The organism is Flaviflagellibacter deserti (genome assembly GCF_042652085.1).
In the GTDB taxonomy this organism is placed as follows: domain Bacteria; phylum Pseudomonadota; class Alphaproteobacteria; order Rhizobiales; family Methylopilaceae; genus Flaviflagellibacter; species Flaviflagellibacter deserti.
The window spans coordinates 291056-315949 of sequence record NZ_JBHSJF010000005.1 but is presented as its reverse complement, the minus strand read 5'-3'; the positions used below and the strand labels follow the sequence as shown (position 1 = coordinate 315949).

General features: G+C 65.0%; 22 protein-coding genes. 5 read left to right on the top strand and 17 right to left on the bottom strand.

What is annotated here, in order from left to right:
* Positions 1-120: 120 nt before the first annotated feature.
* From ACFPFW_RS06215 to ACFPFW_RS06180, 8 genes are all read right to left on the bottom strand, one after another.
* Positions 121-1899 (bottom strand): ABC transporter substrate-binding protein, encoded by a 1779-nt coding sequence (locus ACFPFW_RS06215; protein ID WP_114958382.1) that lies wholly within the window; start codon positions 1897-1899, stop codon positions 121-123.
* Between the two features lie 75 nt (positions 1900-1974).
* A complete protein-coding gene (locus tag ACFPFW_RS06210) occupies positions 1975-2268 on the bottom strand; it encodes a DUF2160 domain-containing protein (RefSeq protein ID WP_114958381.1) in 294 nt (97 codons plus the stop codon).
* Entirely contained in the window at positions 2268-3059 is a 792-nt protein-coding gene (locus ACFPFW_RS06205; protein ID WP_379769867.1) for a carbohydrate ABC transporter permease, read from the bottom strand. Before ACFPFW_RS06205 ends, ACFPFW_RS06210 begins: the two co-directional genes overlap by 1 nt.
* Complete coding sequence (locus ACFPFW_RS06200; protein ID WP_114958380.1) at positions 3056-3940, bottom strand: carbohydrate ABC transporter permease; 885 nt, start codon at positions 3938-3940, stop codon at positions 3056-3058. The genes ACFPFW_RS06205 and ACFPFW_RS06200 overlap by 4 nt, the downstream gene beginning before the upstream one ends.
* A 2-nt stretch (positions 3941-3942) precedes the next feature.
* Complete coding sequence (locus ACFPFW_RS06195) at positions 3943-5025, bottom strand: ABC transporter ATP-binding protein (RefSeq protein WP_114958379.1); 1083 nt, start codon at positions 5023-5025, stop codon at positions 3943-3945.
* 9 nt (positions 5026-5034) lie between these two features.
* Positions 5035-6123: an ABC transporter ATP-binding protein gene (locus tag ACFPFW_RS06190; RefSeq protein WP_114958378.1), complete on the bottom strand. Its 1089-nt coding sequence runs from the start codon at positions 6121-6123 to the stop codon at positions 5035-5037.
* Positions 6124-6133: 10 nt separating this feature from the next.
* Positions 6134-7648, bottom strand: coding sequence for a glycerol-3-phosphate dehydrogenase (glpD, locus tag ACFPFW_RS06185; RefSeq protein WP_114958377.1), 1515 nt, complete (start codon positions 7646-7648; stop codon positions 6134-6136).
* Positions 7649-7770: 122 nt separating this feature from the next.
* Complete coding sequence (locus ACFPFW_RS06180) at positions 7771-8559, bottom strand: DeoR/GlpR family DNA-binding transcription regulator (RefSeq protein WP_114958376.1); 789 nt, start codon at positions 8557-8559, stop codon at positions 7771-7773.
* Between the two features lie 270 nt (positions 8560-8829).
* Here ACFPFW_RS06180 and ACFPFW_RS06175 point away from each other — a divergent pair, with 270 nt between their 5' ends.
* Both ACFPFW_RS06175 and ACFPFW_RS06170 read left to right on the top strand, forming a co-directional pair.
* On the top strand, positions 8830-9276 hold the full coding sequence (locus tag ACFPFW_RS06175) for an Hsp20 family protein (protein ID WP_114958375.1): 447 nt from the start codon (positions 8830-8832) through the stop codon (positions 9274-9276).
* 1 nt (position 9277) lies between these two features.
* On the top strand, positions 9278-9544 hold the full coding sequence (locus tag ACFPFW_RS06170; RefSeq protein WP_114958374.1) for a BQ00720 family protein: 267 nt from the start codon (positions 9278-9280) through the stop codon (positions 9542-9544).
* A 3-nt stretch (positions 9545-9547) separates the two neighbouring features.
* On the opposite strand, the gene hrcA is transcribed toward ACFPFW_RS06170, so the two are convergent.
* Positions 9548-10633: a heat-inducible transcriptional repressor HrcA gene (gene hrcA / locus ACFPFW_RS06165; protein WP_114958373.1), complete on the bottom strand. Its 1086-nt coding sequence runs from the start codon at positions 10631-10633 to the stop codon at positions 9548-9550.
* Positions 10634-10731: 98 nt separating this feature from the next.
* Here hrcA and ACFPFW_RS06160 point away from each other — a divergent pair, with 98 nt between their 5' ends.
* Positions 10732-11757: a TAXI family TRAP transporter solute-binding subunit gene (locus ACFPFW_RS06160; protein WP_114958372.1), complete on the top strand. Its 1026-nt coding sequence runs from the start codon at positions 10732-10734 to the stop codon at positions 11755-11757.
* A gap of 11 nt (positions 11758-11768) precedes the next feature.
* On the top strand, positions 11769-12263 hold the full coding sequence (locus ACFPFW_RS06155; RefSeq protein ID WP_114958371.1) for a GNAT family N-acetyltransferase: 495 nt from the start codon (positions 11769-11771) through the stop codon (positions 12261-12263).
* Here the strand turns inward: ACFPFW_RS06155 and ACFPFW_RS06150 are convergent.
* The 6 genes from ACFPFW_RS06150 to rsmI form a co-directional block, all read right to left on the bottom strand.
* Positions 12260-15046, bottom strand: coding sequence for a [protein-PII] uridylyltransferase (locus tag ACFPFW_RS06150; RefSeq protein WP_114958370.1), 2787 nt, complete (start codon positions 15044-15046; stop codon positions 12260-12262). The genes ACFPFW_RS06155 and ACFPFW_RS06150 overlap by 4 nt on opposite strands.
* Positions 15043-17790, bottom strand: coding sequence for a DNA mismatch repair protein MutS (gene mutS / locus ACFPFW_RS06145; protein ID WP_114958369.1), 2748 nt, complete (start codon positions 17788-17790; stop codon positions 15043-15045). The genes ACFPFW_RS06150 and mutS overlap by 4 nt, the downstream gene beginning before the upstream one ends.
* 67 nt (positions 17791-17857) lie before the next feature.
* Positions 17858-19387 (bottom strand): YifB family Mg chelatase-like AAA ATPase, encoded by a 1530-nt coding sequence (locus ACFPFW_RS06140; protein WP_114958368.1) that lies wholly within the window; start codon positions 19385-19387, stop codon positions 17858-17860.
* A gap of 80 nt (positions 19388-19467) precedes the next feature.
* The gene (gshB, locus tag ACFPFW_RS06135) at positions 19468-20415 is read right to left on the bottom strand and encodes a glutathione synthase (RefSeq protein WP_114958367.1); all 948 of its coding nucleotides are present in this window, start codon (positions 20413-20415) and stop codon (positions 19468-19470) included.
* Positions 20416-20428: 13 nt separating this feature from the next.
* Complete coding sequence (locus ACFPFW_RS06130; protein ID WP_114958366.1) at positions 20429-20815, bottom strand: YraN family protein; 387 nt, start codon at positions 20813-20815, stop codon at positions 20429-20431.
* A complete protein-coding gene (rsmI, locus tag ACFPFW_RS06125) occupies positions 20812-21750 on the bottom strand; it encodes a 16S rRNA (cytidine(1402)-2'-O)-methyltransferase (protein ID WP_114958365.1) in 939 nt (312 codons plus the stop codon). Before rsmI ends, ACFPFW_RS06130 begins: the two co-directional genes overlap by 4 nt.
* A gap of 132 nt (positions 21751-21882) precedes the next feature.
* Here rsmI and ACFPFW_RS06120 point away from each other — a divergent pair, with 132 nt between their 5' ends.
* Positions 21883-23103, top strand: a complete 1221-nt coding sequence (locus tag ACFPFW_RS06120; RefSeq protein ID WP_379769853.1) for a penicillin-binding protein activator — start codon at positions 21883-21885, stop codon at positions 23101-23103.
* On the opposite strand, the gene hemW is transcribed toward ACFPFW_RS06120, so the two are convergent.
* Positions 23100-24251: a radical SAM family heme chaperone HemW gene (gene hemW, locus ACFPFW_RS06115; RefSeq protein WP_114958364.1), complete on the bottom strand. Its 1152-nt coding sequence runs from the start codon at positions 24249-24251 to the stop codon at positions 23100-23102. The two genes, ACFPFW_RS06120 and hemW, sit on opposite strands and share 4 nt — an antisense overlap.
* Positions 24248-24889, bottom strand: coding sequence for an RdgB/HAM1 family non-canonical purine NTP pyrophosphatase (gene rdgB, locus ACFPFW_RS06110; protein ID WP_114958422.1), 642 nt, complete (start codon positions 24887-24889; stop codon positions 24248-24250). Before rdgB ends, hemW begins: the two co-directional genes overlap by 4 nt.
* Positions 24890-24894: the final 5 nt, after the last annotated feature.

The window sequence follows — 24894 nt, the reverse complement described above, 5'->3', positions numbered from 1 at the left end:
CCGGGTTTGCTGGGGCGGCAACTCTCGATTGAAGGTCGTTCATGTGTCGCGGCGAGACTGATTTTGCGGCGAGGGGCCAGAATCGCTCCGGCCCCTCGGTACTCTAGCAGGTCTCAGGCGTCAGTTGGCCTTTGCCGGCTCCGGCGTTGTTGCCGAAGCGCGCTTCTCCGGCGGGTTGGCGGGCCACGACTTGATCAGTGTGTCGTAATCGACCGTTTCACCCTTCGGCTTTTCGTTTGCGAGCTTCGCCTGCGGCGCGATGTTGCCATCGGCCTTGGCCTTGTCGATCCAATACTGCGCGGATTGCTTCTCGTTCAGCTTTGGACCGCATTCGCCCTGCACGCCGGCACGTTCGAGGCGGCCGAGCACCTGGTCCTGTGCGTTGGCCAGAGCATCCATGGCTTCCTGAGGCGTCTTGGCGCCGGAGGCTGCATCACCGATGTTCTGCCACCAGAGCTGTGCGAGCTTCGGGTAGTCCGGCACGTTCACGCCGGTCGGAGTCCACTGCACGCGAGCCGGCGAGCGGTAGAACTCGACGAGGCCGCCGAGCTTCGGCGCGCGGTCGGTGAAGCTCTTGTCCCAGATGTCGCTCTCGCGGATGAAGGTGAGGCCGACATGGCTCTTCTTCAGCGAGACCGTCTTCGAGGTGACGAACTGGGCGTAAAGCCAGGCAGCCTTGCGACGCTCCAGCGGAGTCGACTTCAGGAGCGTCCATGAACCGGCGTCCTGATAGCCGAGCTTCATGCCGTCCTTCCAGTACGAGCCGTGCGGCGAGGGGGCCATGCGCCATTTCGGCGTACCGTCCGCGTTCACGACCGGTAGTCCGGCTTTCACCATGTCGGCGGTGAAGGCCGTGTACCAGAAGATCTGCTGGGCGATCTGCCCCTGCGCCGGCACCGGCCCGGACTCCGAGAAGGTCATGCCGTTCGCCTGCGGCGGGGCATATTTCTTCATCCAGTCGATATACTTGGCGATCGAATAGACAGCCGCCGCGCCGTTGGTGTCGCCGCCGCGCTCGATCGTCGAGCCGACCGGACGGCAGCCTTCCATCCGGATACCCCATTCATCGACGGGTTTGCCGTTCGGAATGCCCTTGTCGCCATTTCCGGCCATCGACAGCCAGGCGTCGGTGAAGCGCCAGCCGAGCGACGGGTCCTTCTTCCCGTAATCCATGTGGCCGTAGATCTTCTGGCCGTTGACCTCTTTCACATCGTTCGAGAAGAACTCGGCGATGTCCTCATAGGCCGACCAATTGACCGGCACGCCGAGCTCGTAGCCGTATTTGGCCTTGAACGCTTCCTTGTTCTTGGGATCGGTGAACCAGTCGTACCGGAACCAGTAGAGGTTCGCGAACTGCTGGTCGGGAAGCTGGTATAGATGGCCGTCGGGCGCCGTTCCGAACGATTTGCCAATGAAATCGTCGATATCGATCGTCGGGCTCGTGACGTCCTTGCCCTCTTTGGCCATCCAGTCGGTCAGATCGACCGCCTGCTTGTAGCGATAATGCGTGCCGATCAGGTCGGAATCATTCACCCAGGCGTCGTAGATGTTCTTTCCGGACTGCATCTGAGTCTGGATCTTCTCGACCACGTCGCCCTCCTGGATCAGGTCGTGCGTCAGCTTGATGCCGGTGATCTCGGAGAAGGCCTTCGCCAGGGTCTTCGATTCATATTCGTGCGTCGTGATGGTCTCGGAGACGACGTTGATCTCCATGCCCTTGAAGGGCTCGGCCGCCTTCACGAACCATTCCATCTCCTTCATCTGCTCTTCTTTCGAGAGCGTCGAAGGCTGGAACTCGGAATCGATCCAGCGCTTGGCGGCGTCCATATCCGCAAAGGCCGGGACCGTGCCGAGCACCAGCGCCACAGCCGTTGCCGCGGCCGTCATGTTTCTGCGCATGGTTTCCTCCCACGTTCGTTTCGTTTGTTATCCGTCGGCCCGAACGCCTGCCGTGCGGAATTCCTTCTTGCCGTCTCAGACCCAGCGGAAGACCGCGAGCGCGTAGACGACCGAGATGATCGAGGCCCACCACAGCTCGGCGGTCATGACGCCGAGCCAGGCGAGGTGTATGTACGCGGAGCCGAGGAGCGAGATGAACAGCCGGTCGCCGCGCGTCGTGGTGATGCCGAGCACACCGTGGCGCTCTCCCGACGGCGAGACGCGCTCCCAGATCGTCATGAAGACGAGAAGGGCGACGATGCCGGTGAAGAACGTGGCCGTCTGCCAGGTCCAGGCCATCCAGGCGAAGCTTTGGGTGAGGCTTTCCATCACACCCTCCCGAGGGCAAAGCCCTTGGCGATGTAATTGCGGACGAAATAGATCACGAGCGCGCCGGGGATGATGGTCAGCACGCCCGCTGCGGCGAGCACGCCCCAGTCGATGCCGGAAGCCGAAACCGTGCGCGTCATCGTTGCTGCGATCGGCTTCGCATTGACCGACGTCAGCGTGCGGGCGAGCAGCAGCTCGACCCACGAGAACATGAAGCAGAAGAAGGCCGCGACGCCGATGCCGGATGCGATCAGCGGCATGAAGATCTTCACGAAGAACTTCGGGAACGAATAGCCATCGATATAGGCGGTCTCGTCGATCTCGCGCGGCACGCCGGACATGAAGCCTTCGAGAATCCAGACGGCCAGCGGCACGTTGAACAGACAGTGGGCCAGCGCCACGGCGAGCGGCGTGTCGAACAGGCCGATCGCCGAATAGAGGTTGAAGAACGGCAGCGCGAAGACCGCCGGCGGAGCCATGCGGTTCGTCAGCAGCCAGAAGAACAGGTGCTTGTCGCCGAGGAAGCGGTAGCGCGAGAACGCATAGGCAGCGGGTAGCGCCACCGAGATCGAGATGATCGTGTTCAGCACCACATAGGTGATCGAGTTGATATAGCCCGAATACCAGGCCGGGTCGGTGAAGATGACCATGTAGTTCGCGAGCGTCGGCGACGTCGGGAAGATCGTCATCGTCGTCACGATCTCCTGGTTCGTCTTGAACGACATGTTCACGAGCCAGTAGATCGGCACCAGGAGGAACGCGATGTAGACGGCGAGGATGATGCGCTTCACGGCGTGCCCTCCTTGCGGTTCGCGTCCTCGTCCTGGGTCATCACGGTGTAGAAGACCCAGGACAGCAGCAGGATGATCAGGAAGTAGACGATCGACATCGCGGCCGCCGGACCGAGGTCGAACTGTCCGAGCGCCAGCTTGACGAGGTCGATCGAAAGGAACGTGGTCGAATTGCCGGGGCCGCCGCCGGTAAGCACGAACGGCTCGGTGTAGATCATGAAGCTGTCCATGAAGCGCAGCAGCACCGCGATGATCAGGACGTGCTTCATCTTCGGAAGCTGGATCAGCCGGAAGATCGACCAGCGCGAAGCGCCGTCGATGCGCGCGGCCTGATAATACGCCTCCGGGATCGAACGCAGACCGGCATAGGCAAGCAGCGCGACGAGCGACGTCCAGTGCCAGACATCCATCACCACGATGGTGATCCATGCATCTTCGACATCCTGGACATAATTGTAGGAGAATCCGAGCGAGTTCAGCGCATAGCCAAGAAGGCCGATGTCGCCTCGTCCGAAGACCTGCCAGATCGTGCCGACCACGTTCCACGGGATCAGCAGGGGCAGCGCCATCAACACCAACGTAACAGACACGCCCCAGCCCTTGCGAGGCATGCACAGCGCGATCAGGACCCCGAGCGGAATCTGGATCAGCAGGACGAGGGCGGAGAAAAGCAGTTGCCGCCACAGCGCCTCGTGGAAGCGGTCGGAGGCGAGAAGCTCGGAGAACCAGGTCGTGCCTGCCCAGAAAAACTGGTTGTTCCCGAAAGTATCCTGAACCGAATAGTTCACGACCGTCATCAGCGGCAGGATCGCCGAGAAGGCGACGACGATGAACACCGGCAGGACGAGGAACCAGGCCTTGTTGTTGAACGGTTTATCCATGCTCAGGCCTCCCCCTCGACGAGGTGGCCATCGGCGTAGACGTGAACCCGCTCCGGAATCGGCTGGGCATGGACGCCGTCGCCGGGAATGCGGGCCTCTTCGGGCACGACGATGTTGAGCGCGTGCTCGGCGAGCTGCGCGCGGGCGATGCGGATGCGGCCGATATCGTCGACGCGGTTGATCGTGATCGGCAGTCCGTCGCCGCCTGGCGCGAGGCGGATGTCCTCCGGTCTGATGCCGATCTCGATCTTCTGGCCTTCCGCCAGGCGCGGATAGCCGCGCGAGAGGTTGATGCGGCTGCCGCCGACATAGGCGGTGCGGCCCTCGATCTTGGCCGGCAGCACGTTCATGCCCGGCGAGCCGATGAAATAGCCGACGAATGTGTGGGCCGGCTTGGTGAAGAGCTCGGCCGGCGTGCCGACCTGAACGACTGCGCCGTCATACATCACGACGACCGTGTCGGCGAAGGTCATCGCCTCTGTCTGGTCGTGCGTGACGTAGATCATCGTCCGGCCGACCTGCGCATGAAGCTGCTTCAGCTGGGCGCGGAGCTCCCATTTGAGCTGCGGGTCGATCACGGTCAGCGGCTCGTCGAACAGGATCGCGGCGGTGTCGGCACGTACGAGGCCGCGTCCGAGCGAGATCTTCTGCTTGGCGTCGGCGGTGAGGTGGCTGGCGCGGCGGTCGAGATCGGCATTCAGGTCCAGCATGCCGGCGATCTCGCGGACGCGGCGATCGACCTCGGCCTGGCGGATGCCGCGATTGCGCAGCGGGAAAGCCAGATTGTCGTAGACGCTGACCGTGTCGTAAACGACCGGGAACTGGAAGACCTGGGCGATGTTACGCTGCTCGGTCGGGATATTCGTCACGTCGCGGCCGTCGAACAGCACCTTGCCTTCGCTCGGCGTGACGAGACCCGAGATGATGTTCAGCAGCGTCGTCTTCCCGCAGCCGGACGGGCCGAGCAGGGCGTATGCGCCGCCGTCGCGCCAGGTGATGTCGAGGCGACGGAGCGCGTAGTCGGACGGCGCCTCTGGATGTGCCTTGTAGGAATGGGCGAGGTGGTCGAGAGTGATGGCCGCCATATCCGTCTCCTAAGCCGCTGCCGCGCGGTCGGGCGCGGCGACGAGCCTGCCGTCCGCGTCGAAGACGAAAAGCTTGCGGGGATCGAGATAGACGTCGATCGGCGCGCCGGGCGCGAGTTCGTGGACCCCATGCGCCAGAGCGATCCATTCCGCGCCGTCCTGCCGGACGTGGACGAAGCTTTCCGAGCCGGTGATCTCGACCACGCTGACCATTCCGCGCATGGCGATCGTATCGCCCTCGGCGCGAGCGAGATGCAGGTGGTTCGGTCGGAAGCCCAAGGTCACGGGACCATCGGGAAGATCGGCAAGCGGGCCGCTCGCGGGCAGGGAAACGTCTCCCGCGAGGCGGGCCACGCCGCCTCTGATCTCGGCCGAGACGAAGTTCATCGGCGGATCGGAGAAGACTTCCGCGGTGATACGATCGGCTGGTCGGCGATAGACCTCGATGGTCGGGCCGAACTGGGTGACGCGGCCGCGGTCGAGTGTGGCCGTGTTGCCGCCGAGAAGCAGCGCTTCGGACGGCTCGGTCGTCGCGTAGACGAGGATCGCGCCGGACGCCGCGAAGATCTTCGGCAGTTCCTCGCGCAGTTCCTCGCGAAGCTTGTAGTCGAGATTGGCGAGTGGCTCGTCGAGGAGGACGAGCGGCGCTCGCTTTACCAGAGCACGGGCGAGGGCGGTGCGCTGCTGCTGGCCGCCGGAAAGCTCGAGCGGCGTGCGACCGAGCATGGGTTCGAGCCGCAGGAGATGCGCCGCTTCCTCGACGCGACGATCGATCTCGTCCTTCGGCGCGCCGGAGACGCGGAGCGGCGAGGCGATGTTCTCGTAGACGGTCAAGGTCGGGTAGTTGATGAATTGCTGGTAGACCATCGCGACGTTGCGAGCGCGGACCGGCACGCCGGTGACGTCGATCCCGTCGAACAGGACACGGCCGCGGCTGGGCGGCTCAAGCCCGGCCATGATGCGCATGAGCGTCGTCTTGCCCGAAAGCGTCGGGCCAAGCAGGACGTTGAGCGAGCCCGACTCCAGACGCAGCGAAACGTCGGCGATGTGGGTCGCGCGGCCCGCGATCTTCGAGACGTTTTCGAGGGTCAGCGACATCGCTCCTCCCTCACGCTGCCGAATGGGCGGCGGTGCGCCCGGTTCTCATGAACGCTTCGAGCGCGGCCTTGTCGTCGGCCCCGGTGCGAAGCCCGAGCTTCGAACGCCGCCAGAGGACATCGTCCGGCGTCTGGGCCCACTCATATTGCATAAGATAGGTCACCTCGGCTTCGGTGAGGTCCAGGCCGAACACGCGACCGAGATCTTCGGCGCAGCGGGCGCCGTTCATGATGAGTTCCGCGCGAGTGCCGTAGGCGCGGACGAGGCGTCTGGCGTGGCGCTCGCTGAGGAAAGGAAATTCCTCGCGGAGTTTTGCGGCGAGCATGGCCGCGCCGTCGTAAGGAAAGTCGCCGCCTGGCAGCGCAGCAGTAGAGGTCCACGGCTTCCCGAGGGAGAGATGGTTCGAAAGCCGTTCAAGAACCTCTTCTGCCAGGCGGCGATAGGTTGTGATCTTGCCACCGAACACGGTCAGAAGGGGAGCCTGGCCGTCCGGGGCAACGAGGTCGAGAACATAGTCGCGCGTTGCCTCCTGCGCACTCGACGCGCCGTCGTCATAGAGGGGGCGGACGCCGGAATAGGTCCAGACGATCTGGTCGCGGGTGACCGGAACGCGGAAATAGGCGGAGGCCGAGGCGCAAAGGTAATCGGCTTCTTCCTCGCTTGCCGAGACCCTGGATGGATCGCTATGGAAATCGCGGTCGGTCGTGCCGATCAGCGTGAAATCCTGCTCATAGGGAATGGCGAAGACGATCCGGCCGTCGGCGTTCTGGAAGATGTAGGCGTGGTCGTGGTCGAACAGCTTCCGCACCACGATATGGCTTCCCTTCACCAGCCTGATCGGCGCGGGCGTGGGCATGCGGAGCTGGTCGTTCAGGACTTCGCCTACCCACGGGCCAGCGGCATTGACGAGGGTGCGGGCGACGATCGTATCGCTCTTGCCGTGCGGGCCCTCGACCGCTAGTCGCCAAAGGCCGCCGTCGCGGCGGGCGGCGACGCATTTCGTCCGCGGATTGACCGATGCTCCGCGCGCCGCCGCATCCATCGCATTGAGCACGACGAGACGCGCGTCCTCGACCCAGCAGTCGGAATATTCGAAGCCGGTCCGGAAATCGGGTTTCAGGGCAGCGCCGTAGGGAGATTTCGGCAGGTCCAAAGTCTTCGTGGCCGGCAGGATCTTCCGGCCGCCCAGGCTGTCGTAGAGGAATAGCCCGAGACGAAGCAGCCAGCGCGGGCGAAGTCCCGAATGATGGGGCAGGACGAACCGTAGTGGCCAGATGATGTGCGGCGCGATGCGGAGCAGCCGCTCGCGCTCGATCAGCGCCTCGCGGACGAGACGGAACTCATAGAATTCGAGATAACGCAGGCCACCGTGGATGAGCTTTGTCGAGGCCGAGGAGGTTGCCGAGGCAAAGTCGCTCTGCTCGCAGAGATAGACCGACAGACCGCGTCCGGCGGCGTCGCGGGCGATGCCGCAGCCATTGATGCCGCCACCAATGATCGCGATGTCGTAGGCCGCGTTTGGCACGCTGTCCGTCCCTTCATCGTCGCACGGCTTCTTCGCGACCGCGCTTAAGGAATGACGCTAAACGAACCTTTTAGTGCGCGCAATAGCGAAAAAACGAAAATAAAAACGAAAGTGATGCTTCGCTATTGTTCGGTCTCAGGCGGCGAGCCGACCGTCTCGACGACCTCGACATTGTGCTCGCGGCAGAGGCCGCGGACCTTCTCCGAGGACATCCAGTCGGTGACGAACATATTCACCTGCGAGATGTGCGCGACGCGGATGGGCGCGGAGCGCTCGAACTTGAAGCGGTCGGTCACGAGGATGACCTTGCGGGAGTTTCCGATGATCGCCTGGCTGACGCGAACCTCGCGGAAGTCGTAGTCGAGCAAGGCTCCTTCGTCGTCGATCGCCGAGGTACCGATGACCGCGAAATCGACCTTGAACTGTTTGATGAAGTCGACAGCAGCGCCGCCGATGACACCGCCATCCGAACGTCGGACCGGGCCGCCGGCAACGATCACTTCGATTTTCGGATTGGGGTAAAGAAGCGTCGCAATGTTCAGATTATTGGTGATCACGAGGAGTCCTTCGTGATTCACCAAAGCGCGGGCGACCTCTTCGGTCGTCGTGCCGATATTCAGAAACAGCGAAGAATTGTTCGGAATGAGTTTCGCGGCGGCTTCGCCGATGGCGCGCTTCTCGCGTGCCGCGATCTGTCGCCGGGCTTCATAGCCGAGGTTCTCGACGCCGGACGAGATCATCGCGCCGCCGTGGATTCGCGACAGCAGGCGCATGTCGCAGAGTTCGTTCAGGTCCTTGCGGATGGTCTGCGGCGTGACATCGAAGCGAAGCGCGAGATCGTCCACTCCGACCCGGCCCTGCAAACGGGCCAGCGAGACGATTTCCTTCTGACGAAAACTCAATTCGGCCACTCTCAATCTCCCAGCGAGGTTGGAGACCACAAGCCGCCAGCCGAGATACGCATCCCGGAGCGAATCAAACCCATCACAGGTTCGTGATCACATTCTTGCCTGCGTTGAACGCGCCGGATAGCGAAACCGATGCGGCTCCGCGAAAAATTCTTCGGAAACAGTGCGGTCGGTTAGCGTCTTGCGCCGTGCCGCAAAGCCCACCATTTAACGGTTCGTGAGATGCCAATTCTGGGTCTCGCATCGCAAAGTCGCTTCCAGCGAGGGCTTTGAATGACTCGTCTGTCCCCTTTGTCGAGCCCGCTTCTTCTGGGCTTCGATCAGATCGAGCGAACGCTCGATCGTCTGAGCAAAGGCGGCGACGGTTATCCGCCCTACAATGTGGAAAGGCTCGCCGCGGATGCGGGCGCTCCGGACCGTCTCCGGATCACATTGGCGGTTGCAGGCTTCACGGCCGAGCAATTGTCAGTGACCCTCGAGGAAGGCCAGCTCGTGATTCGCGGGCGGCAGACTGAGGAAGAAGGACGCGTCTTTCTGCATCGCGGCATCGCCGCGCGGCAGTTCCAGCGGGTGTTCGTTTTGGCCGAGGGCATGGACGTTCTCGCTGCGGATCTCGCAAACGGTCTTCTGACGATCGACCTCATCCGGCCGCAGCCGGAACGGCTCGTGCGGAAAATCGACATTGTAGCCCGTTCTCATAGCCGGGCGGAGGATGAGTGACATGAATGCGGACAACACCAATCACACCGAACCGTTCATCACTGCGGCGCAGTTGAAGGGCCTTGGCGGCGGCCGTCTCGCCTATGTGAAGAGCATGCAGTCCGACGAGATCAACCGCCTGTTCCCGCAGGCCCCCGACCTGCAGCCGGGCGTCGAACTCTTCGCGCTTCTGGGCGCGGACGGCACTCCGATCCTCCTTGCCGACAGCAAGGAAGCAGCGGTCGCCAATGCCTGGGAACAGGAACTCGAAACGGTGAGCCTCCACTAAGGCTCACCCCTCTCCCAACAGCTTTCCCACCACTTTCGCAGTGTAGTCGACCATCGGCACGACGCGCGCGTAGTTCAAGCGCGTCGGGCCGATGACGCCGAGCACGCCGATGATGTTCTGGCGCGCATCGCGGAAGGGGGCCGCTACCATCGACGAGCCGGAAAGCGAGAACAGCTTGTTCTCCGAGCCGATGAAGATGCGCACGCCATCGGCATTCTCGGCGCGGCCGAGGAGTTCGCTGACTTCCTTTTTGCTTTCGAGGTCGTCGATCAGGGTGCGAACGCGCTCCAGATCGTCGAGAGCCTTCAGATTCTCCAGAAGATTGGCCTGTCCGCGGACGATGAGCCGTCTTTCGGCGTCCTCGCCAGAAACCCAGCTCGCCAGTCCCTGCTCTATGAGGTCGACCGTCAGGGCGTCGAGTTCCTGCATCGCGGCTTGACGTGCGGCTTCGATCTCGGCGCGCGTCTCGTCGAGCGTGCGGCCCGCTATGCGCGCGTTCAGGAAATTCGTTGCCTCGACCAGTGCCGAGGCTGGCAGCCCCACGGGCAGCGGTAGGATCCGGTTCTCGACCGAACCGTCCTCGCCGACGAGTACCACCAGGCCACGCCGGGGTTCGAGTTGCACGAATTCTATGTGCTTGAGCCGGGCGTTCTGTTTGGACGCCAGCACGACGCCCGCGCCACGCGACAGGCCGGACAGCAGGGCCGAGGCCTGTCCCAGGACATCGTCCATCGACCGGCCGATTCCGGCTCCCGCGACCTTGGCGTCGATCGTCCGGCGCTCCTCCTCCGAGACCTCGCCGATCTCCAGCATCGCATCGACGAAGAAGCGTAGCCCGACTTCCGTCGGCAGCCGCCCCGCGCTTGTATGCGGCGCGTGGATGAGGCCGAGGCTTTCGAGATCCGACATCACGTTGCGGACCGAGGCGGGCGATAGCGGAGTCGACAGGATGCGCGACACATTGCGTGAGCCCACGGGCTCGCCGGTCGCCAGATAGCCGTCGACGATCTGCCGGAAGATTTCGCGGGAGCGTTCGTTGAGTTGCGGCAGGCCGAAACGGCCCTCGGACGAATTCGATCGATCGGTCATTGGGATAACCGGCGACGCCTCTTGTTCCAGATCAATCGGCTCATTGTTTCCGCTTTTTCCTCATGCAATGAGTGCATGACGGAACCTTAGAGAGGAACATGATCAATCTCGCCTGGACCCGCAATGCCGCCCTTGCGCTGATCGTCGCGATTGCGATCGGTGCCGCATTCGACGTCCATGCCCAGGCGATGAAGTTCTTCCGTATCGGCACCGGCGGGACGGCGGGCACCTATTTCCCGATTGGCGGACTGATCGCCAATGCCATTTCCAATCCGCCGGGCAGCCGGCCGTGCCATGACGGCGGCTCCTGCGGCGTGCCGGGTCTGGTCGCCGTCGCGCTGGCGACGAACGGCTCCGTCGCCAACATCGAAGGCATCCAGAAGGGCGAGATCGAGGCCGGACTGACGCAGTCCGATGTCGCGCACTGGGCTCATGAAGGGACGGGCGTCTTCGAGGGCAAGCCGCGCGTCACCGAATTGCGGGCGATCGCTAATCTCTACCCGGAGACCTTCCACGTCGTGGCACGCCGTGGTGCGGGCATTGCCAATGTCCGCGATCTCAAGGGCAAGCGCGTCGCGCTCGATGAGCCCGGGTCTGGCAGTCTGATCGATGCCCGCATCGTTCTGCAGGCCTACGGCGTCACCGAGAAGGATTTCAACATCAGCTACATGAAGCCCGATGTCGCCGGGGCGCAGCTCCGCGCCGGTAGCCTTGACGCCTTCTTCTTCATTGGCGGCTCCCCGGTGACGGCGATCGCCGAACTGTCCTCTTCGGTCGGCATCGACCTCGTGCCGCTCGACGGGCCTGAGGCGGAGAAGGTGTTGCGGGAGCACATATATTTCGCGCGGGACAAGATCGCGGCGGGAACCTATGCGGGGGTCGGATACGAAGCCAAGACGCTGAGCGTCAACGCGTTGCTGGTGACCAGCGAAACGCAGCCGGACGATCTGATTTATGCCGTGACCAGGGCGCTCTGGAACAACAACACCCGCAAGCTGCTCGACAATGGCCACGCAAAGGGAAAGATGATCCGGCCGGAGACGGCGCCGAGCGGGCTCGGCCTCCCACTTCACCCGGGCGCCGAGCGGTTCTACCGCGAGGTGGGGCTTCTACCGAGAGGCTGAGTGGCAGTCATATGGTAGAGATCCGCGCGGCGACCGAGGCCGACCTTCCGACCATCCTCGCGATCTACAATGATGCCATCGAGAACTCGAGCGCGATCTGGGTCGATCACGTATCGACCCTGGAGGATCGGCAGGCCTGGTTCGAGATGCGACGCCGACAGGGATATCCGATCCTTGTTGCGGCCGAAAACGGCGAGGTGCTGGGTTATGGCAGCTTCGGCGATTTCCGGGCGTTCGAAGGCTTTCGCGGAACGGTCGAGCATTCGCTCTATATCGGCCCCAATGCCCGTCGCCGCGGTGTCGGAAAGGCCTTGCTCGTCGCCTTGATGGAGGCGGCGCGCGGTATCGGCAAGGACGTGATGGTCGCAGCGATCGATTCGGAGAACAAGGCCTCGATCGCGCTGCACGAGGCTTTCGGATTCAGGACGACCGGAAAGCTCGACAAGGTCGGCCGGAAGTTCGGCCGCCTTCTCGATCTCGTCTTCATGCAGATCGAGCTGAACTAGCCGTTCGCCGGATCGAAGACGGCCAGCAATTCGCGCCGGATCGTGGCCTGCCTGACCTCGCTCGTGATCTTGTAGCCGGTGAGATCGGTCACATAGAACGTGTCGACCGCCTTCTCGCCGAACGTCACCACATGCGCCGAGGCGATGTTGAGATTGAGCTGGGAGACCGTCGAGGTCAGGTCGTAGAGGAGACCCGGCCGGTCGAGGCCGGAAATCTCGATCACCGTATAGCGGTCCGACCAGTCATTGGTGACGACGATCTGCGGCTCGATATCGAAGGCCTTGGTCCGGCGGCTCCGCTGCTCCGCCTTCTTCTGCATGGCATCGGTCAGCCACAGCTCGCCGCGGAGTGCACGTTCGATCGTGGTGGCCACGCGTTGTGCACGTCGGTTCTCATCCTCGTTCTCGTCATAGGCCCGATCGATGAAGATCGAGTCGAGGGCGAGGCCGTCGGTCGTGGTGTTGATATAGGCGTCGACGATGTTCGCCCCGGTCGCCGCGCAGGCGCCGGCGATGACCGCCAGAAGGCGAGGATGGTCCTGCGCCAGCACCGTGATTTCAGTGACGCCCCGGAAAGCGTCGCTGGTGAACATGGTCGCGACGCTCTTGTCTTCGTTCTCAGCCTGTTGAAGGAAACGGGCATGGGCGACACGGCGTTCCGGATCGACCTTGAGCCAATAAGGTGCGTAATGGCGGCCCAGATAGGAGTCGATCTCGCTCTCTTTCCAATCCGCCGACAGCGCGTCACGCGTCTCCTGTTTGGCCATGCGGACACGATCGTTGCGGTCCGCCGCCGAATGGCCGCCGGTAAGAACGAGCTCGGTCTCCCAGTAGAGCGTCCGGAAGAGCTGGCCCTTCCAACCGTTCCAGACGCCGGGACCGACGGCCTTGACGTCGCTGACTGTGAGCACGAGCAGCATTTTCAGCCGCTCCAGCGTCTGCACCGTCGCGGCAAAGGCCTCGATCGTCTTGCGATCGGAAATGTCGCGCGACTGCGCGGTGTTCGACATCAGGAGGTGATGCTCGATCAACCATGACGCCGTTTCTGTGTCTGCGGCCGAGAGTCCGAGGCGGGGCCCGAGGCGGCGCATGATCTTCGCGCCCGCGATCGAATGATCTTCCGGCCGGCCCTTCGCGACGTCGTGGAGCAAGGTCGCGACATAAAGCGCCGTGCGCTGGGCGATCGTCGGCAATACTTCGGCGGAAAGCGGGTGCTCGTCCTTCAGCGTCCCCGCATCCATTTCCGCTAGGATGCCGACCGAGCGGATCAAGTGCTCGTCCACCGTATAGTGGTGATACATGTTGAACTGCATCATCGCCACGACCTTGCCGAAGTCGGGGATGAAGCGGCCGAGCACGCCGGTCTCGTTCATGCGGCGTAGCACTGTTTCAGGCGCGTTGCGCGAGGTCAGGATCTCGAGGAAGAGGCGGTTGGCCTCGGCGTTATCCCGGAGGTCGCGATCGATCAGTTTCAACGAGCGCGTGATGAGATGCATCGCGTCGGGATGCAGCGCGACGTCCTCGCGATCGGCGACCTGGAAAAACCGGATCAGATTGACCGGATCGCGGACGAAGACGTGATCGTCGACGACGGTCAGCCGCTCGTTCTCGATGCGGAAATCGGGCGTCTTCGGAAGGGCGCGGCGGCGCGAGCGCGACCAGCGGCTGAACAGTCGGTCGAGCTTCGGCGGACGCTTTGCGTGGCGCTGCTCCATGGCAGCACAGACGATGGCGGTGAGATCGCCGACATCCTTCGCGACAAGGAAATAGTGCTTCATGAAGCGCTCGACCGCCTGCTGGCCCGGATGGACTTGGTAGCCGAGCTTGGCGGCGATCTCAGGCTGGTATTCGAAGCTAAGCCGGTCCTCGGCGCGGTTGGTCACGAAGTGCAGGTGGCAGCGGACCGCCCAGAGGAAGTCTTCTGCCTTGATGAAAGTCTTCAACTCTTCCCGGGTGAAGAGGCTGGCCTCGACGAGGTCGGAAACGTCGCGGACGCCGTAGACGTATTTGGCGATCCAGAAGAGCGTGTGGAGGTCGCGGAGGCCACCTTTGCCTTCCTTGACGTTCGGTTCGACGACATAGCGCGACGTATCCGTGCGCTTGTAGCGCTCGTCGCGCTCGGCCAGCTTGGCTGTCACGAATTCGAGCGCGGTGCCGTGGGCGACCTCCTTGTCGAAGCGATGCGCGAGCATATCCGCCAGGCCTTCGTCGCCGCAGATCCGGCGTGCCTCAAGGATGGCCGTGCGGATCGTGATGTCTGCCCGCGCAAGCTTGATACATTCGTCCAGGCCACGCGCGGCATGGCCGATCTTCAGGCCGAGGTCCCAGAGCACATAGAGCATCGCCTCGATGACGGCGTCGCCCCAAGGGGTCGGTTTGTTCGGGAACAGGAAGAGGAGGTCGATGTCCGAGCCTGGTGCCAGCATTCCGCGGCCGTAGCCGCCGACCGCGATGACTTCCAGCCGCTCGCTGGGCGCCGGGTTGGCCACCGGAGGGTGGATGTGGGTCAGGACATAGCGATGCAGCGCCCGGATCACCTCGTCCATCTGGTTCGAGATGTCCTGCGCGCAGATCCGCCCATCATTGTTCTTGTCGAGCCGTTCGCGCGCGGCATTGCGGCCGTGCGCGAGAGCGGCTTTCAGCAGGGTCTTGACCGCCACGTCGCGGCCCTGGAGATCGCCCTTGAATTCCGTCGCCAGACGATCGAGTTCGGCATCGAGCGAAGCGCGGTCGATCGTGACCGGGATGCCTTGCGGTTCGAGCGCGCGAAAAGAGACGTTCATCTGTCCTTCTTAGACGCCCGCGCATCTCGCGGAAACTCCCGCGATGCACTCTTGCGGAGAGCCTTTAGGCGATAGAGCGCCTCCAGCGCCGCGCGCGGGGTGAGATCGTCGGGGTCGATCCCATCCAGGGCGTCCAGAGATGGATCTGACTCTGGCTCCGGTGCGGACGGCGGAGGTGCGGCGGCGGCGATGGAGAACAGCGGCAGATCGCTGACAGGTTTTCCCCGCTTGCCTGTGCGGTCGGCGCTTTCAAGCTCGGCCAGCACGGTCTTGGCCCGCTCGACGACCGAAGCCGGCAGGCCGGCGAGCTTGGCGACCTGGATTCCGTAGGAGCGGTCGGCAACGCCCGGCACGACTTCGTGCAATAGCACGACGTCGCCCTTCCATTCGGCCACGCGCATCGTCGCGTTGAACAGGCGTGGCAGGCGCTTCGACAATTCCGTTAGCTCGTGGAAATGGGTCGCGAAGAGTGCGCGGCAGCCGTTCGAATTGTGCAGGTGCTCCACGGTCGCGGAGGCGATCGACAGGCCGTCGAAGGTCGAGGTGCCGCGACCGATCTCGTCGAGAATGACGAGCGAGCGCTCGCCGGCCTGATTGAGGATCGCGGCCGTCTCGACCATCTCGACCATGAAGGTCGAACGGCCGCGCGCGAGATCGTCGGCCGCACCGACGCGGCTGAACAGGCGGTCGACGACGCCGATCCTGGCGGAACTCGCCGGTACGAAACTGCCAATCTGGGCGAGGATCGCGATCAACGCGTTCTGCCGGAGATAGGTCGACTTACCGCCCATGTTCGGACCGGTGATCATGCAAATCCGGCCATTCTCGGCGCTTGCGGACGGCGTGAGATCGCAGCCATTGGCAATGAAGGGCGCGCCGTTGAGCGCCTGTTCGACCACGGGATGTCGGCCACCCTCGATGGTGAAATCGAGCGAGAGGTCGACTTCGGGCCGGACATAGGAGCGGTCGGCCGCAAGCTCCGCGAGAGCAGAGGCGACATCGAGCGCGGCGAGTGCGTCCGATAGGTCCTTCAGCGGGTCACCGGCCTCGATGACGATTTGGGACAGCCGCTCGAAGATCGCGCTTTCGATCGCCAGCGCGCGATCTCCGGCGGCGGCGATGCGCTGTTCGAGGTCGGAGAGCTCGACCGTCGAGAACCGCATCGCGCCCTGCAGCGTCTGGCGATGGACGAAGGTCGCGTTCCATGGGGGCGTGCGCAGGATTTCACCGGTGGGGGCCGGGACCTCGACGAAGAAGCCGAGGAAATTGGTGTGCTTGACCCGGAGGGTTCTCTGACCGGTCTCGTCGGCATAGCGGGTCTGGAGCTGGGCGATCACCTTGCGAGACTCGTCGCGAAGCTCGCGCGCTGCGTCGAGATCCGGATCATAGCCGGACCGAACAAAGCCGCCATCCGAGGTGCGGAGCGGCAATGTCTCGGCCAATGCGTCGCCGAGTGCGGCGAGGATTTTGGGATCGGGCGCGCCGAGGCTTTCGCGGATCGCACCAAGCTCGGCGGGAAGGTCGCGGCCCGCGAGCACGGTCGACACGTCGCGCCCGGCGATCAATGCATCGCGGACGCAAGCGAGGTCGCGCGGGCCGCCGCGCCGGAAGGCGAGGCGTTGCGCGGCGCGGACGAGGTCGGGCGTCGCCTTGAGGAGCGCGCGGAGATCGCGGCGCAGGCGTGCGTCCTCGACCAGGAGGCTGACGCTGTCGAGGCGTTGGGTGATGGAGCCGGGCCTGGTCAGCGGGCTTGCCAGCCGGTCGGCGAGCAGGCGGCCCCCGGCGGGGGTGACCGTGCGGTCGATGGCATGGAGCAGACTGCCGGCGCGGTCGCCGCCAAGGGTGCGGGTGAGTTCGAGGCTTGCACGGGTCGCGCCATCGATGTGGAGGACGTCGTCGCGACCGGTCTGCTTCGGCGGCGAAAGCGGCGGCCGGGCGCCGCGCTGGGTGCGGACGATATAGCTGACGGCGGTCGCGCCAGCCGCGAGTTCGGCCCGGCTCAACTGGCCGAAGCCAGCCGAGGTCGTGACGCCGAAAGCCTCGGTCAGGCGTCGTTCGGCGGTGGCGCCGTCGGTGATGTCGCGTGCGACCGGCGCGATCGGGACGCGCGCGCCGCGGATGATGGCTTCGAGAAGCTCGTCGTCCAGCATGGCTTCCGGTACGACGATCTCAGCCGGATCGAGACGGGCGATGTCGGTCGCGAGATTGGACGGGCTGGTTTCCTCGACGATGAAGGCGCCGGTCGAGATATCGACGGTGGCGATGCCGATCCGCGCGGTGTCCTCGCCGGTCGGCACGCGGGACAGCGCAATCAGCCGGTTGGAGCGGCGTGGATCGAGGAGTGCGTCTTCGGTCAGCGTACCTGGTGTGACGAGACGGACGACATCGCGCTTCACAACGGATTTGCCGCCGCGCTTCTTCGCCTCGGCGGGATCCTCGATCTGCTCGCAGACGGCGACGCGGAAGCCCTTCGCGATCAGCCGCTGGAGATAATCGTCTGCGCGCTCGACCGGCACGCCGCACATCGGGATGTCCTCGCCCTGATGCTTGCCGCGCTTGGTCAGCATGATGCCGAGCGCGCGGCTTGCCTGCTCCGCGTCCTCGAAGAACAGCTCGTAGAAGTCGCCCATCCGGTAGAACAGCAGGCAGTCCGGATTGGCGGTCTTGATCTCGATGTACTGCTCCATCATCGGCGTGACCTTGTGGTCCTGGCCGGGATGGGATGTGTGAACCGAGGCGTCCATCCCCGTGTGCTAGCAGACCCCGGCGCCGGATACAGCGGCGGAAGGGACTTCCGAACAGATTCGCGCCCTATGCGGCGAGCGGAACACGGTCGACGAGGGTCCGGTACGACAAGGCTTCCGCCAGATGAATGCGTCCGACCCGCTCCTCGCCATCGAGATCGGCGATGGTGCGGGCGACCTTCAGCACCCGGTGATAGCCGCGCGCGGAGAGCTTCATCGCCTCGGCCGCGTCGCGCAGGAGGCGCATGCCCGCCGAATCCGGCGCGGCGGCGGCCTCGATGAGAGTGGCGCTGACGGCCGAGTTGGTACGACCCGTTGCGCCCATGGCCTGATACCGCACCTGTTGGAGCGCGCGGGCGGCGGCGACGCGCGCGGCGACCTCCCGGCTTCCTTCCGATGGCGCGGGTAGAAGCAGATCGGCGGCGGTGACGGCCGGAACGTCGAGATGGAGATCGATGCGGTCGAGGAGAGGGCCCGACAGCCGTGCCTGATAATCCTGCGCGCAGCGGACGCCGCGGGCACAGACATGACCCGGTTCGCCGGCTTTGCCGCACTTGCACGGGTTCATCGCGGCGATCAGCTGGAAGCGGGCCGGATAGGTGATCCGGTGATTGGCGCGGGCGACGACGACATTGCCGGTCTCCATCGGCTGACGGAGCGCATCGAGCACGTTCGGCTGGAATTCCGGCAACTCGTCGAGGAACAGCACGCCGTGATGCGACAGAGCGATCTCGCCCGGACGCGGTCGGATTCCGCCGCCGACCAGCGCGGCCATTGACGCGGAATGATGCGGTGCACGGAAGGGCCGGCGGTCCGACAGGGCGCCTCCCGCGAGATCGCCCGCGACCGAGCGGATCATCGCCAGTTCGAGCAGTTCCTGCGGTTCGAGCGGCGGCAGGATCGAGGGCAGGCGGGCGGCCAGCATGCTTTTGCCCGATCCGGGCGGGCCGACCATGATGAGATTGTGCCCGCCGGCGGCGGCGATCTCCAATGCGCGCTTGGCGCTTTCCTGGCCTTTCACCTCGCGAAGGTCCGGCAGGTCGCTCGTCGGTTCGCGCAGACCCGGGCGCGGGCGCGAAAGGGTCTGCGTGCCCTTGAGGTGGTTCGCGAGCTGGATCAGGGAGACGGGCGCAAGGATGTCGAGGTCGGCGCTGGCCCAGGCTGCTTCCGGTCCGTCTGCCTTGGGGCAGATCAGGCCATGGCCGCGCGCATTGGCGGCGATCGCGGCGGGCAGGACGCCCGCGACGGAGGAAATCGAGCCGTCGAGGGAAAGCTCGCCGAGCACGGTGTACCCGGCGATTCCGTCGGACGGCAGGGCACCGATCGCGGCCATCAGGCCGAGCGCGATCGGCAGGTCGTAGTGCGATCCCTCCTTCGGCAGGTCGGCGGGAGCCAGATTGATGATGATGCGCTTGGGAGGCAGCGACAGGCCGGACGCGACGAGGGCTGCACGGACGCGCTCCTTCGCCTCGTTCACCGCCTTGTCCGGAAGTCCGACGACAAGGAAGGCAGGCATCCCCGAGGATATCTGCACCTGCACATCGACAGGCTTTGCCTCGATGCCCTCAAAGGCGACGGTGGAGACGAATGCGACCACGGAAAGCTTCCCCCAAGGAAGATGGACGCAGGCTGACTCAGATCGATGTCACGGTCAAGAACGTTTAGTGAACATTCATCTCAGCCCGCAGCGCGCTTAGCCTCGATCTTGTCCCAGATCACCGCCGCGATGTTCGGGCCGCCGACACGCTGGATCGCACGCAAACCAGTCGGCGAGGTGACGTTGATCTCGGTGAGGTAGTCGCCGATCACGTCGATGCCGACGAAGAGCAGGCCCATCTTGCGGAGGGACGGTCCGATACGCTCGATGATCTCCCGCTCGCGAGGCGTCAGTTCCGTGGCTTGTGCCTGGCCGCCGCGCACCATGTTCGACCGGAGATCGTCGGCTGCCGGCACGCGGTTCACGGCACCGGCAAACTCGCCGTCGACGATGATGATGCGCTTGTCGCCCTTCGAGACCGCGGGGAGGAATTTCTGGATGACCCAGGGCTCGCGCCAGGTCGTCGAGAACATGTCGATCAGCGAGCCGTAGTTCTGGTCGGTCAGGCCGACCTTGAACACCGCCGCGCCACCATGGCCGTAGAGCGGCTTCATGACGATCTCGCCCTGTTCGGTGCGGAAGCGGGCGATCTCGGCGGGATCGCGGGTGATCAAGGTCGGCGGCATCAGGTCCGGGAACTCGGTGACGAAGACCTTTTCGGGAGCGTTGCGGACGGCGGCCGGGTCATTGACGACGAGCGTCTTCGGCTGTGCGCGTTCGAGGATGTGCGTTGTCGTGATGTAGGCGAGGTCGAAGGGCGGGTCCTGGCGGAGCAGGATCACGTCGAAATCGCTCAGCGCATGGCGCTCGAAATCGCCGAGAGCGAAGTGATTGCCCTTCTCGTCGCGGACCTTGAGCGGCGCGGCGGTCGTGAAACCGTCCTTGCCGACGAGGGCCAGCCGATCGGGCGTGTAATAGTGCAACTCGTGTCCGCGGCTCTGCGCCTCCAGCAGGAGCGCGAAGGTTGAATCGCCCGCGATGTTGATGCGGTCGATCGGGTCCATCTGGACGGCTACGCGGAGCGGCATTGGGTCTTCCGGGTCAGCGGCCGGCGTCGAACGCGGCCGGGAGGTGGCGGGGCAGGCGGCCGGGCGCGATCAGCACGGCGTCGAAGCGAAGGTCATAGCCATTTAAGCGAGGATTGCGCGAGAGGAAGGCCTCGGCGGCGCGAACGATACGCGATTGTTGGTAAAGGCGGATGGATTCCGCTGCCATATCGAGCGTCGGGCGCGCCTTGACCTCGACGAAGGCCACGGTCCTGCCGCGCCGGACGATGAGGTCGATCTCGCCGACCGGAGTCTGGTGCCGGCGGGCGACCACGTGATAACCCTTCATTCGCAGGAATAGAGCGGCGATCGTCTCCGAACGCAGGCCGAGGCCATAGGCCGCCCGGCGTGCCGGGTCAGGAAGATGGCGTGTCGCGGTCAATTCCGCGCTTCCGACAAGGCGAGTGCACGGGCGTAGACCTCGCGCCGGGGAACGCCGCTGGTCTTGGCGACCTCGGCGACCGCGTCCTTGAGCGACGAGGTCGCCATGGCGGCCTTGAGCGCGTCGTCGAGCGTCTCGCCGGCTGGCGCTTCTTCCTCAGGCGGCGGGCCGACAAGAAGGACGATCTCTCCTTTCGGAGGGCGCTCGGCGTCGGAATAGGCTTCGGCCAATTCGGCAAGCGTGCCTCGGCGGACCTCTTCGAAGGTCTTCGTCAGTTCGCGGGCGACGGCGGCCTGTCGCGGGCCGAGGACAGAATTGAGGTCCGCAAGAGTCGCGGCGATGCGCGGACCTGTCTCGAAGAAGACGAGCGTTGACGGCACGTTCGCGATTTCCGCGGCGCGGGTGCGGCGCGCCGCGCTTTTCGGCGGCAGGAAGCCCTCGAAGAAAAAGCGGTCGGTGGGCAGGCCTGCGACGGTCAGGCCGGCGAGGACGGCCGAGGGGCCGGGGATCGGAATGACCGAATAGCCTTCCTCGACGGCCGCGCGGACCAGCTTGAAGCCCGGATCGGAGACGAGCGGCGTCCCGGCGTCGGAGACCAGTGCGAGCGCGGCTCCCTCTTTCAGCCTCGCCAGCACTTTGGGGCGCATCTCGGCGGCGTTGTGCTCGTGATAAGGCAGGATCGGCGCTGTGATGCCGAACCGGGTCAGGAGCTTGCGGGTGACGCGGCTGTCCTCGGCGAGAATCGCATCGGCCCCCGCAAGCGTCGCCAGGGCGCGAAGCGTGATGTCGCCAAGATTGCCGATTGGAGTCGCGACGATGTGAAGTCCGTGCGCGGCGCGGGGCGCTTCCAGCTTCTGGCCATCTATCCAATAGTCGCGTCGGCGCGCCGTCTCGTCAGCCTTGGCCGTGGAACCCGGCCGGGTCAGGCTTGGCATAAGGGAATCCGTCGGTTACCAAGGACACAGACGTTACGATGGGGCTGGTGCATCGGCAATGCACGTGGAAGCCTCGGAGCGCGACAGACGGGCGAAATGCCGCTGCCGCCGAACATGAGCCAGCGAGGCCAGATGCCCGCCGAACACCGATCGCGAACCATCCTGCGCTTCCTGGCGATTGGCTGCGTGTCGCTTATGCTTGCCTCCTGCCTCGGCGGAACCGACCGAGGAACGGCTGGCGGCGGCTTCTCCGCGCCGACCGGAACGGTGACCTCACAGCCTCTCGACGCGATCGACGGCGGCCAGCCGCAGCAGACGCAGGGCGCGCAAGCCAAGGCCGTGCTGATCCTGCCGCTCTCGGCCAGCGGCGGCGCGGGCGCGGCGGCGCGCTCGATGAAGAACGCCGGCGAGATGGCGCTCAGCGAATTCAAGGGAACGAGCCTCCAGCTTGTGGTGAAGGACGATCTCGGCACGCCGCAGGGTGCGGCCCAGGCTGCGCAGGAAGCGGTGAGCGAGGGTGCCCAGATCATCCTCGGGCCATTGTTCGCGCAGGGCGTCGCGGCAGCAGGGCAGGTCGCCAAGCAGTCGAACATTCCGGTGCTGGCCTTCTCGACCGATGCCAGCGCTGCCGCGAGCGGCGTCTATCTGCTGAGCTTTCTGCCGCAGTCGGACGTCGAGCGGATCGTCTCCTATTCGGTGAAGAACGGTAAGCGCTCCTTCGCGGCCATCCTGCCGGAGGATGCTTATGGCAGCGTTGTCGAGGGCGCGTTCCAGGAGGCCGTGGCGCGTAATGGCGGCCGTGTGGTCGGGCTCGAGCGCTACAAGGCCGGCGATCAGGGCGCGATGAAGGCGGCGGTGTCGCGGATCGCGCAGTCGGCTTCGGGCATCGACGCCATCCTCGTGCCGGACCAGGCTCCTGCCATTGCGGGTATGCTGCAGTCTTCCGGTGTCGATCTGAAGCGCATCACCTTGCTCGGTACGGGCGTGTGGGACGATCCGCAGACGCTGAATTCGCCGGCTCTCGCTGGCGGGCTCTATGCCGGTCCGGATTCGGCGGGATGGGCAAACTTCTCGCAGCGCTACCAGGCGCGCTTCGGCGAGGCGCCGGTGCGCACCGCGACGCTCGCCTATGACGCGGTGCTGCTCGCGGCGGCGCTGACGCAGGCGCAGGGCGTCGCGGGCCTGGGCACGCAGGCGCTGACCGCCTCGTCCGGCTTCAAGGGCATCGACGGCATCTTCCGGCTGAAGCCGACCGGCCTGAACGATCGCGGGCTTGCGGTGATGAAGGTCCAGCCGGGCGGCGCTCAGGTCGTCAGCCCGGCCCAGGGCAGCTTCTCGGTCGCGGGGCTCTAGGCGGCGAGGTCGGCGACTACCGCGTCGAGAACAGGGAAGCCTTCCAGCGTCACATTGATCCGGCCGGGGGCCGGGCGGCTGATCAGGCCGTTTTCCTCAAGGTCGCGGATGCGCGCCGGGTCGAGCCTGTAGCCGGCGATCTTCTCGAAACGCTCGATGTCGATGCCTTCGCTGAGGCGCAGGCCCATCAGGAGATATTCGTCGGAAACCTCGACCGGATCGAGCGTCTCGTCGACGATGACGCCGTTGCCGGACTGCTCCACGCGCGCGGCCCAGTGCTCCGGCTGGAGCTCGGTCGAGAAGGCGTGGCGGCCATCCATCATGTCGATGCGCGAGTGCGCGCCGGGGCCGATGCCGGCCCATTCGCCGGAGCGCCAGTAAAGCAGGTTGTGCCGCGACTCCGCGCCCGGGCGGGCGTGGTTGGAGATCTCGTAGGCCGGCATTCCGGCCATGGCGCAGGTTTCCTGCGTGACGTCCCACAGCGCCCGCGCGGTATCCTCGTCGGGCATCTTCAGCTTGCCGGCGTCGTAGAGCGCCTGGTAGGGCGTGCCTTCCTCGATGGTAAGCTGGTAGAGCGACAGATGCTCGCCGGCGCGCGACAAAGCGGCGGTCAGCTCGTCCCGCCACATCTCCGGCGTCTGGCCGGGGCGGGCGTAGATCAGGTCGAAGGACGAGCGGTCGAAGGTCGACTGGGCGATGCGGATCGCCTCGAAGGCTTCCGCCGCGTTGTGCAGGCGGCCGAGGCGCTTCAGCTCGCCGTCGTCGAAGCTCTGCACGCCGAGCGAGACGCGGTTGACGCCGGCGGCGCGATAGCCGGCGAAGCGGCCGGCCTCGACGCTCGACGGATTCGCCTCAAGCGTGATCTCGGCATTCGCCTCCATCGGCCAGGTCCTGGCGATCGCATCGAGGATCGAGGCGACGGTCTCCGGCTTCATCAGCGAGGGCGTGCCGCCGCCGAGGAAGATCGAGCGGACCGTCCGGCGGGGCGTCAGCGCACCGAAATAGTCGATCTCGCGGGCGAAGGCTGAGGCGAAGCGCGCCTCATCGACCGGCTGGTGGCGGACATGGGAGTTGAAGTCGCAATAGGGGCATTTGGCGGCGCAGAAAGGCCAGTGGACGTAGACGCCGAAGCCGGGATCCTCGCTCACCGCGCGTTCGTCCCGAAAACGCGGTCGGCGAGCGCGATGAAGGCACGGGCGCGGTGGGACAGGCCGGTGCGGGCCTGCCAGTCGACGCCATGCTTTTCGTCCGCGTCCATCTCGCCGAAGGTCCGCTCGTGCCCGTCGGGGCGGAAGACCGGATCATAGCCGAAACCCTGCGTGCCGCGCGGCGGCCAGACGAGGTCGCCCACAACTGATCCTTCGATCTCGACCGGCTTGTCGCCCGGACGGGCGAGGCAGAGCGCGGCGATGAAGGCGGCACGGCGTTTCTCGGGCGAGATCGCGCCACGGGTCTGCAGATCGTCCTCGATTCGCTGCATGGCGGCGCCGAAGTCCTTCGACGGACCGGCCCAGCGGGCGGAGAAGATGCCCGGGGCGCCCCAGAGCGCCTGGACCGCGAGCCCGGAATCGTCGGCGAGCGCTGGAAGGCCGCTCGCATCGGCGGCGGCCTGCGCCTTGATCAGCGCGTTCTCGGCATAGGTCGTACCGGTCTCGTCCGGCTCGGGCAGGCCGAGTTCGCCGGCCGAGACGAGATCGAGATCGAACGGCGCGAGGAGTTCGCGGAATTCCCGGAGCTTGCCCGAATTGTGCGTCGCGACGACGAGGCGGCTACCCGGAGGAAGCAGTCTCG

What these genes read in the sequence shown, in the direction of transcription:
- ACFPFW_RS06170 (WP_114958374.1), top strand. Translation starts at nt 9,278, where the DNA reads ATGAATGCGGACAACACCAATCACACCGAACCGTTCATCACTGCGGCG.
- ACFPFW_RS06190 (WP_114958378.1), bottom strand. Translation starts at nt 6,123, where the DNA reads ATGTCGCTGACCCTCGAAAACGTCTCGAAGATCGCGGGCCGCGCGACC.
- ACFPFW_RS06120 (WP_379769853.1), top strand. Translation starts at nt 21,883, where the DNA reads ATGCCCGCCGAACACCGATCGCGAACCATCCTGCGCTTCCTGGCGATT.
- ACFPFW_RS06215 (WP_114958382.1), bottom strand. Translation starts at nt 1,899, where the DNA reads ATGCGCAGAAACATGACGGCCGCGGCAACGGCTGTGGCGCTGGTGCTC.
- hrcA (WP_114958373.1), bottom strand. Translation starts at nt 10,633, where the DNA reads ATGACCGATCGATCGAATTCGTCCGAGGGCCGTTTCGGCCTGCCGCAA.
- ACFPFW_RS06195 (WP_114958379.1), bottom strand. Translation starts at nt 5,025, where the DNA reads ATGGCGGCCATCACTCTCGACCACCTCGCCCATTCCTACAAGGCACAT.
- ACFPFW_RS06210 (WP_114958381.1), bottom strand. Translation starts at nt 2,268, where the DNA reads ATGGAAAGCCTCACCCAAAGCTTCGCCTGGATGGCCTGGACCTGGCAG.
- gshB (WP_114958367.1), bottom strand. Translation starts at nt 20,415, where the DNA reads ATGCCGCTCCGCGTAGCCGTCCAGATGGACCCGATCGACCGCATCAAC.
- ACFPFW_RS06200 (WP_114958380.1), bottom strand. Translation starts at nt 3,940, where the DNA reads ATGGATAAACCGTTCAACAACAAGGCCTGGTTCCTCGTCCTGCCGGTG.
- rsmI (WP_114958365.1), bottom strand. Translation starts at nt 21,750, where the DNA reads ATGCCAAGCCTGACCCGGCCGGGTTCCACGGCCAAGGCTGACGAGACG.
- ACFPFW_RS06160 (WP_114958372.1), top strand. Translation starts at nt 10,732, where the DNA reads ATGATCAATCTCGCCTGGACCCGCAATGCCGCCCTTGCGCTGATCGTC.
- ACFPFW_RS06175 (WP_114958375.1), top strand. Translation starts at nt 8,830, where the DNA reads ATGACTCGTCTGTCCCCTTTGTCGAGCCCGCTTCTTCTGGGCTTCGAT.
- mutS (WP_114958369.1), bottom strand. Translation starts at nt 17,790, where the DNA reads ATGGACGCCTCGGTTCACACATCCCATCCCGGCCAGGACCACAAGGTC.
- ACFPFW_RS06150 (WP_114958370.1), bottom strand. Translation starts at nt 15,046, where the DNA reads ATGAACGTCTCTTTTCGCGCGCTCGAACCGCAAGGCATCCCGGTCACG.
- ACFPFW_RS06155 (WP_114958371.1), top strand. Translation starts at nt 11,769, where the DNA reads ATGGTAGAGATCCGCGCGGCGACCGAGGCCGACCTTCCGACCATCCTC.